The organism is Massilimicrobiota sp. An134 (assembly GCF_002160815.1).
Lineage (GTDB): Bacteria > Bacillota_I > Bacilli_A > Erysipelotrichales > Coprobacillaceae > Allocoprobacillus > Allocoprobacillus merdigallinarum.
On record NZ_NFLH01000019.1, the window covers coordinates 38,119 to 46,206 of the forward strand.

The 8,088-nt window shown below is 32.9% G+C and carries 5 protein-coding genes; all 5 read right to left on the reverse strand.

Annotated elements, in window-relative coordinates:
- Positions 1 to 121: 121 nt before the first annotated feature.
- Positions 122 to 3,442, reverse strand: coding sequence for an SEL1-like repeat protein (locus B5E79_RS08645; protein WP_087297701.1), 3,321 nt, complete (start codon positions 3,440 to 3,442; stop codon positions 122 to 124).
- Positions 3,443 to 3,453: 11 nt separating this feature from the next.
- Positions 3,454 to 5,109 (reverse strand): hypothetical protein, encoded by a 1,656-nt coding sequence (locus tag B5E79_RS08650; protein ID WP_087297702.1) that lies wholly within the window; start codon positions 5,107 to 5,109, stop codon positions 3,454 to 3,456.
- A complete protein-coding gene (locus tag B5E79_RS08655) occupies positions 5,093 to 6,025 on the reverse strand; it encodes a DHH family phosphoesterase (protein ID WP_087297703.1) in 933 nt (310 codons plus the stop codon). Before B5E79_RS08655 ends, B5E79_RS08650 begins: the two co-directional genes overlap by 17 nt.
- Before the next feature lie 117 nt (positions 6,026 to 6,142).
- Complete coding sequence (locus B5E79_RS08660) at positions 6,143 to 7,339, reverse strand: acetate/propionate family kinase (protein WP_087297704.1); 1,197 nt, start codon at positions 7,337 to 7,339, stop codon at positions 6,143 to 6,145.
- 152 nt (positions 7,340 to 7,491) lie between these two features.
- Positions 7,492 to 7,704, reverse strand: a complete 213-nt coding sequence (locus B5E79_RS08665) for an alpha/beta-type small acid-soluble spore protein (RefSeq protein ID WP_087242931.1) — start codon at positions 7,702 to 7,704, stop codon at positions 7,492 to 7,494.
- Positions 7,705 to 8,088: the final 384 nt, after the last annotated feature.

An 8,088-nucleotide genomic window follows, 5' to 3' on the forward strand; every position in this document is an offset into this window, starting at 1 on the left:
CCACCTCAATTCATTTTGTAATTATATCATAATTATGCGTGAATTCCTATATTTATTGTTATTCCCTTATGAAATATACCAAACTTTATTCCATAATAAAAACAACACATCTGTGTTGTCCTTATTTTATCTTTTTAGGATGCAAAAATGACTTTCTTTTAATCACCTTCATTAAATCATTAGCACCCTCAATATGAGCATCCAGTGCTTTTTGACACCAGTATTTAGCATCTTTTAAAGAAACCTGTGTTCCTTGTCCATACGTATATGCTCTCGCAAGATTGAGATAAGCGTGTCCATTATTAAGGTTGGCAGCTTTTAAAAATAATTCAAAAGCCTTTTTTAAATCTTTGCTGACGCCATCTCCTTCTTTATAACAAACTGCCAGATTATTCATGGCCCCTGCATGTCCACAATCAACAGCCTGCTGATAATAGGTGATTGCTTTTTGTTTATCTTCAAACTCTTTACCAGCTTCAAAATCATATAGCACAGCCAGATTATAAAGCGATGAAGCATGATTCATCTTGGCGGCATGTTGAAAATAATCAATCGCTTTTGAATAATCCTGTTGAACACCTTTTCCATCTTTATACATATTTCCAAGTGCATAATAAGCGCGTGGTGATTGCATATCAAGCGCCTTTTGATAATATTCTATAGCTTGATCATTAGATTGTTTCAATATGCCCCATTCATACATTCTCCCCATTTCGACATATCCATCTGCTATACCATTTTGACCAGCCAATTCATAATATTGTACAGCTTTTTCTATGTCCACTTCAATTCCTAAGCCATCTTCATAGAAACGACCAACATGATACATAGCTCGAGCCCATTGATTTTTGGCTGCTTTTAAATATAATTCAAAAGCATGTGATAAATCGACCTTTGTCCCTATACCATTTTCATAACATGAGGCTTCATTGCAAATGGCAGGCGAATAATTAAACTTTGCACTTTGATGATAAAGCTGTAAAGCTTTTTCTTCATCCTTTTGACATCCTAGTCCCAGTTCATACATGACACCCAAATTACATAAAGCTCTTGGATATCCTTTTTGAGCTGATAATTCATAATAATATTTGGTCTGAGCAAAATCCTGCTCGACACCGATTCCATGTTCATAACAAAAAGCTAAATTACATTGACAGACTTCATCATTCAGTTGTGCACCTTGTTGATAATATTCAAAAGCTTTCGTTAAATCAACCGGCACTCCTCGACCTTCTTCATAAATAAGACCTAAGCCACATAAAGCACGTGGATTATTTTGTTTAGCAGCCTCCTGATAGTATTGAATAGCCTTAGACATATCCTGTTCTACACCTATACCATCTTCATAACAGTATCCTAAACGCCATTGGGCAACATCAAATCCTAAATCAGCTGCCTGTTGATAACAGGAAATAGCCTGAGATAAATCTTTTTCAACACCAATACCGAGTTCATAACAGCAACCTAAATTTGTTAAACCACGCAAGTTTCCAGATTCCGCCGATTTTTGATAACACTCTACAGCCTGTTGTTCATCTTTTTGACAGCCAATCCCGTTTTCATAATAGTAGCCTAAAGTACACAAAGCGGCTCCATCATGTAAATTAGCTGCCTGTTGATAATAATCAAATGATTTTTCTAAATCAACATCAACGCCTAATCCTTCATCATAGAAATAACCTAAACAACAAAGTGCACGAGGATATTGATATTGAGCAGCCTGCTCATACCATTTTCTAGCTTCCTGATAATCAGGTTGACCGTCAACGCCCTGTTCATATAAATAAGCCAAGTTACACATAGCTCTTAAATGTCCTTGTTTTGCAGCTAACAAATAAAAGGTTTTGGCTTTTTGTAAATCAGGTTCTACCCCAATTCCCACTTCATAGCAATATCCTAAATTACATTGCGCCACATCATAACCTAAATCAGCAGCTTGTTGATAAATCTCTATAGCCTTTGACAAATCCTGCTCAGTTCCAATACCAGCTTCATAACAATAACCCCAGTTTGTCATACCATGTAAATGACCTGCCTTGGCAGATTGACGATAATATTCAAAAGCTTTGGCTGTATCTTTTTTTGTTCCTACGCCCATTTCATAGTAGTATCCTAAAGTACACATCGCTTGAGCATCTTGATCATTGGCAGCTTTTTGAATATATTCAAATGCCAGTTTTTCATTTTTTTCTATACCTATTCCTTTTTCCAGATAATAGGCATACTTATTGATAGCTGGATAATAGCCATAATCCGCACTACGCTTAAGATAATCCAAAGCTAATGCAGGATGTTCATCTTCAATCATATGTCCATAAGCCATCATAGCACGAGGATATCCCATATTCGCACTAAGTAAATACAGTTCTTTTGCTTTTTTTAAGTCAACAGGAGTTCCAATTCCCATTTCATAGCAATATGCCAGATAACAATGAGCAGGTGCATAATTTTGTGACGAAGCCTGCTGATACCAATACACAGCCTGTTCACTATCCTGTTTAACACCTTCACCAACTTCATAGGCAAAACCAACTTGAACCTGTGCAACAGGCAGACCATCTTTGGCACCATCCAAATACCATAAAAAAGCTTTTTCAAGATCTTTAGCGACACCTATACCATATTCATAACAATATCCAATGCTATATTTAGCTTGTGTATATCCTAAATCTACTGCCTGTTTATAATAAGTCATAGCTTTCATTTCATCTTTGAGCGTTCCATAACCAAAGCAATAGCATTCTCCTAAATAATAAACAGCTCGAGGATATTGATCTTGGGCAGACTTTTCAAAATATTCAAAAGCCTGCTGTAAGTTGCTTTGACAGCCTATCCCCTTTAAACAGCAATAAGCATAATTACAGGCTGCCAGACTATCACCTAAATCAGCAGCCTGCTGATAAAAAGCAACTGCCTGTTCCTTATTGACTTTTGTTCCTAACCCCACTTCATTCATATATCCAAGTGAACAAATAGCTTTGGCATGTGAATGATAAGCTGCTTTTTCAAACAATTGATAAGCACGATATTCATCCTGAACTCTATCCTGTCCATTCATATATTGTAGACCTAATTGAAACAATTCATTGGTAGATAAAAGCTGATCGTTATCTTCCTCTAGTGAATATCTAGATAACAAACAGATATCAACACCTTTGACTTCAGATCCATCTTCAATATAATAATGTTCTTCTTCTAAATAAGGTGAATGTGTTAAATCAGGAAAATCCAAGATGTCATATTTATTCATCAATTCATAAACTTCATTTTCCACATCTTCTTCTAAGCAAAATAAAGTTTTCACTTTCATTAAAGCATCATTGCCATAATCATCTTTCAAATAGACCCATGCCATATCTGTATAAGTGATGGCAATAAAATCTATTTTCCATTTCCCAAATAGAGGTTCATACATTTTTAAACGTTGAAATAATTCACCCATAATCTTCCTCCTTATTGAATCGTAATTGAAGAAACAGTTTGTGAAGTCGATTCATCATTGACATATTCAATCGTCACTGTATCACCCGCTTTGACAAAAGGCAACTGAGCATTTAATGAAATAGGTGCAATAAAGACTTGATTCGAATCTTGAAGCTGGAAATAATATTGTGAATTTCCATTAACAACAACTTCATGAATATCACTGACAACAGCTGTTAATTTTTCTGTATCATAATCAACATTTGTTTTACCATTATCTTTCAACAATGCATAATATTCTTTTTCTGCTTCGGCAACGCTATCACCAACTGAAACAATCTGATAATTTTCAACACTGACAAACGCATATTTTTTAACAAGACCTGCACTATCTTTTAAAGACATAAAATATGTTGGTTCTCCTCCAGCATTAATCAAAATAGGGAATGTTGCCGTATATTTTAAATCTGTAACTTTTCCTTCAGCAGAAGACATTGCTGAAAATTCTTCTGCTCCACTAATCGCATAATATTTGGCTTCTTTCGTACGCATATTAATCAATGCAAATCCTACATTGGAAGCATCATTAGATACTGATGTTAAACCTGTATATAAATAAACATCATCATTTAAAGCTATATAATTATATCCGTCTGTTGGTTTTAAAACACCTTTTTGAGAGAAAATCGTATTAAAGAAACCGTGTGTATATTTTCCCCAGTTATTAAGCTGTTCTATTAACAATTCAGAAGGATAAACACGATCAATCCATGTTGGAACATCTTGAATATCATAATATTGACAGTCACCACTCACAGCATCAACTAACACTGCACCTGTGATATCTTTACCACCAAATAAACCAATTTTATAAGTATAAGTCGGTGCTACCCAATATGGATGTCCATCATCATCAATTTCAAATGAAGGTGTTTCAAACATTTTAGTTGGATAGTGAACACGTAAATGACGATCAATATTTCTAAAGAATAAATCAGAATGTGAGTATTTCATTCCTTCATCTAAACGAACAACTTCACTTTCCTGTGTCACCATATCTACGCGAATATAGGCAGGTAATCCCTCACGATGATTCGTAAACCATTTAATCAAATCACTATATGATAATGTTGTGACTCTGTAAGGTTTATCCTGATAATTGATTTGAACATAATCATTATCAACTTCAAATTGTGAAACGTAATCGACAATTTCACCCATTTTACGATCTCCTAAACGTTCAGCACTCTCTTTATCAACAACAGGAATTGACTGATAATTCACTTTAGGATTATCTTTATAGAAATCAGCATTTTTATCAACATCTAATTGTTTTTGATAACTTGATGCAAAAAAGATAGGTGAACTGATTAATTGTCCAGCAAAGACATAAACTAGCAATAACGCAATCACTACACTAAGTATCTTATTTACTTTATCAAATGAAGCCTGAAATAAACTTCTTAATGCTATAAAAATAACAAGCAGAATACTGAAAAAGAAAACAAAATCAGGCGATCTCAAATTAATAGGAATCAAAACAAAGTATTCAACAATCAAAAAAACAATCAAAACAATGACCAATGCCTTTATTGTCCCGCCTTTTTGGGGCTGACGTTGTTGAAAAAATTGACGTTGCCTATTTTCTGTCATTCTTGTAAAAAACTTTTCAAATATATTTTCCATTGATTTTCTCCTTTAATTTTTCAATAAGTTCTTCCAATTCATCTAATGATTGAAGGGTTGCTCCAGCAGCATAAGCATGTCCACCACCATGGAAAAGCGCTGCCACTTCATTAACAGGAATACCACGACTTCTGATACTTACACGATAGTTGTTGTCTTTTTTATTTTGAGTCACAGCCATCCATACAGCATACTCTTCAAAATTAGCTAACACATTAACATAAGAAGATCCTTGTTCTCGACTCATCTGTAATGCTTTTAAATTTTCATCACTCAAATAATACCATGCTATATGACCATCTTCCTGATAATGATTATAAATAAATTTTGTAATTTCTAAATCCTGTTTTGTACGCATATAAAGCTTCTGATATAATTTTTCAATATCAATTCCCATATCCAATAGATAAGAAGCTGCTTCAAAAGTTTTTTGAGATGTCGAATGATATAAAAAGCGATTGCTATCTCCAATAATTCCTAAATACAAAGCATTGGCAGCTTCTAATGGGATTTGAGCTTTCCCACGTTTCATTAATAAAGTCACAATTTCACTACATGAAGATGCTTTTTCATCTTCAATATTAATATCACCATATGAATCAACAACTATATGATGATCAATCTTTAGTATCTGATCACACACAGATATATCCCCATCAATACGTTCACGATTGGCTGTATCTAAAACAATTCCTAAAGTATAACCTTTTTTGATTTCACCCATTTCAAAAGAAGGATAATACTTTAATAAATCACTGTTCATTTCACCAGCTAAAACAATATTTTTTTGTGGATAGATTGATTTTAATGTCCAATACATTCCCAGTTGTGAACCAAATGCATCTAAATCAGGATTCACATGTCTATATATAATAACCTGATCAAACTCTTTTCTAATTCTTAATATTTTATCCATTTCTCATCACCTTTGTTTATCATAATACCATATTATCACATAAATATGAACTTATAAAAGATTTATTCTTCTATATCAAAATAACCATAATAAAAAAGAGTTGATCATTCAACTCTCTTATAGCCCTAATAATCTGACTGTATCTCTTGCAATCATAACTTCTTCATTTGTTGGAATAACCATAACTTTAATTTGTGAGAACTGATGAGAAATCACTCTATTTTCATCACTTCTCACAGCATTTAGTTTTTCATCCAAGAAGACACCAAAAGCTTTTGAAACATCATCAATAATCAAACGTCTTAAATAAGCTGCATTTTCACCTACACCAGCTGTAAAGGCAATCGCATCGCATCCACCAAGTTCAGCATAATAAGCTCCAATATATTTAGAAACAATTCTTGCATACAATAAACTTGTTAATAATGCTCTATCATCACCTTCTTTAAATAAAGCATTTTCAATATCACGAGAATCTGATGAAATTCCTGAAATACCAAGCATACCAGATTTCTTATTATAAATTTCTAAGACTTCATCTGGTGTTTTATTTAATTTCTTGCATAAATAAGGCATAATAGATGGATCAACATCTCCACAACGTGTTCCCATCATAACTCCTGCAAGTGGTGTGAATCCCATAGATGTATCAATACATTTTCCATTTAATACTGCTGAAATACTTGCACCATTACCTAAATGACAAACAATAACACGTGATTCAGTTGGATTTCCTAACATATCAATCACTTGTTCAGAAACATATTTATGGCTTGTTCCATGTGCTCCATAACGTCTCACTTTTAAATCTGTGTAATATTCTAATGGTAATGGATATAAATATCTTTCTTTATCTAAACTTTGATGAAAAGCTGTATCAAAAGTAAAGACATGCTGTACATTAGGTAATTCTGCTTTAAATGCACGATATCCAATTAGATGTGCTGGATTATGTAAAGGCGCTAATTCACAAAGTTCTTCAACCTTTGCGACAACATCATCATCAACAACAGCACTATCACTAAAATATTCTCCACCATGAACAATACGATGTCCAACAGCATCTATTTCTTTTAATTCTGTCACGACTCCTTCATCAACCAATGCTTTTAAAAGCATTTCTACAGCGACCTGATGATCAGGAATCGGACATGTCGTTGTCTTTTTTTCTCCATTATATTTTATTGTAAAAATACCATCATCCATCCCAATTCTTTCTACAATTCCTGATGTAATGACTGTTTCTTCAGGCATTTCAAATAATTGAAATTTTAAAGATGAACTTCCTGCATTGACTGCCATAATTTTTGTCATATTTTTATTCCTCCTACAATACATAACATATATTTATTGTACATAAATTGTAGAATAAACTCAACAAAAATTTGAAAGCGAATACACTTTTTATCAAAAATGAAAAAACCCTACTCATAATAAAGATTATGACTAGGATTTTTTATAATAGCTTAACGATTTTGAGATTGTCTACCTGCCATCTGATTTTGTCCCATTTCAACTAATCTCTTAGTGATTTCACCACCAACAGATCCGTTAGCACGAGATGTTGCATCAGGTCCAAGATTAACACCAAATTCATTAGCGATTTCGTATTTCATTTGATCAATTGCATTTTGAGCACCAGGAACAACTAATCTATTTTTTGAATTTTTTGAGTTCATTGCTTTCACCTCCTGACACAATTAGTTTGTGTCAAGGTGACAAAATTATTCATTTATTTTAAAAAAATTTTGTAAACTCTCTTTTTAAAAAGAATATGACTGACATCATACTCATTTTTATTAAATGTTCCTGTCAATTTAATATATTATATTTGATATTTTATTACAATTAACGAGATTGAAATATTATAAAATAATTTTACCAAATCATCAAGATATCTCAATTAAAACTTTTATTCATTAGTAACTGCTAATCTTTTTTATAAAAAATTTAACTTCAGTTAAATGTTGGTAATTGATTTTAACTCCATAAAAACGGTGTTAAAGCCCTTTAAAATAAAACATGATATTTTCATCAGTGCTATACTTATATCGAGGTGAAGA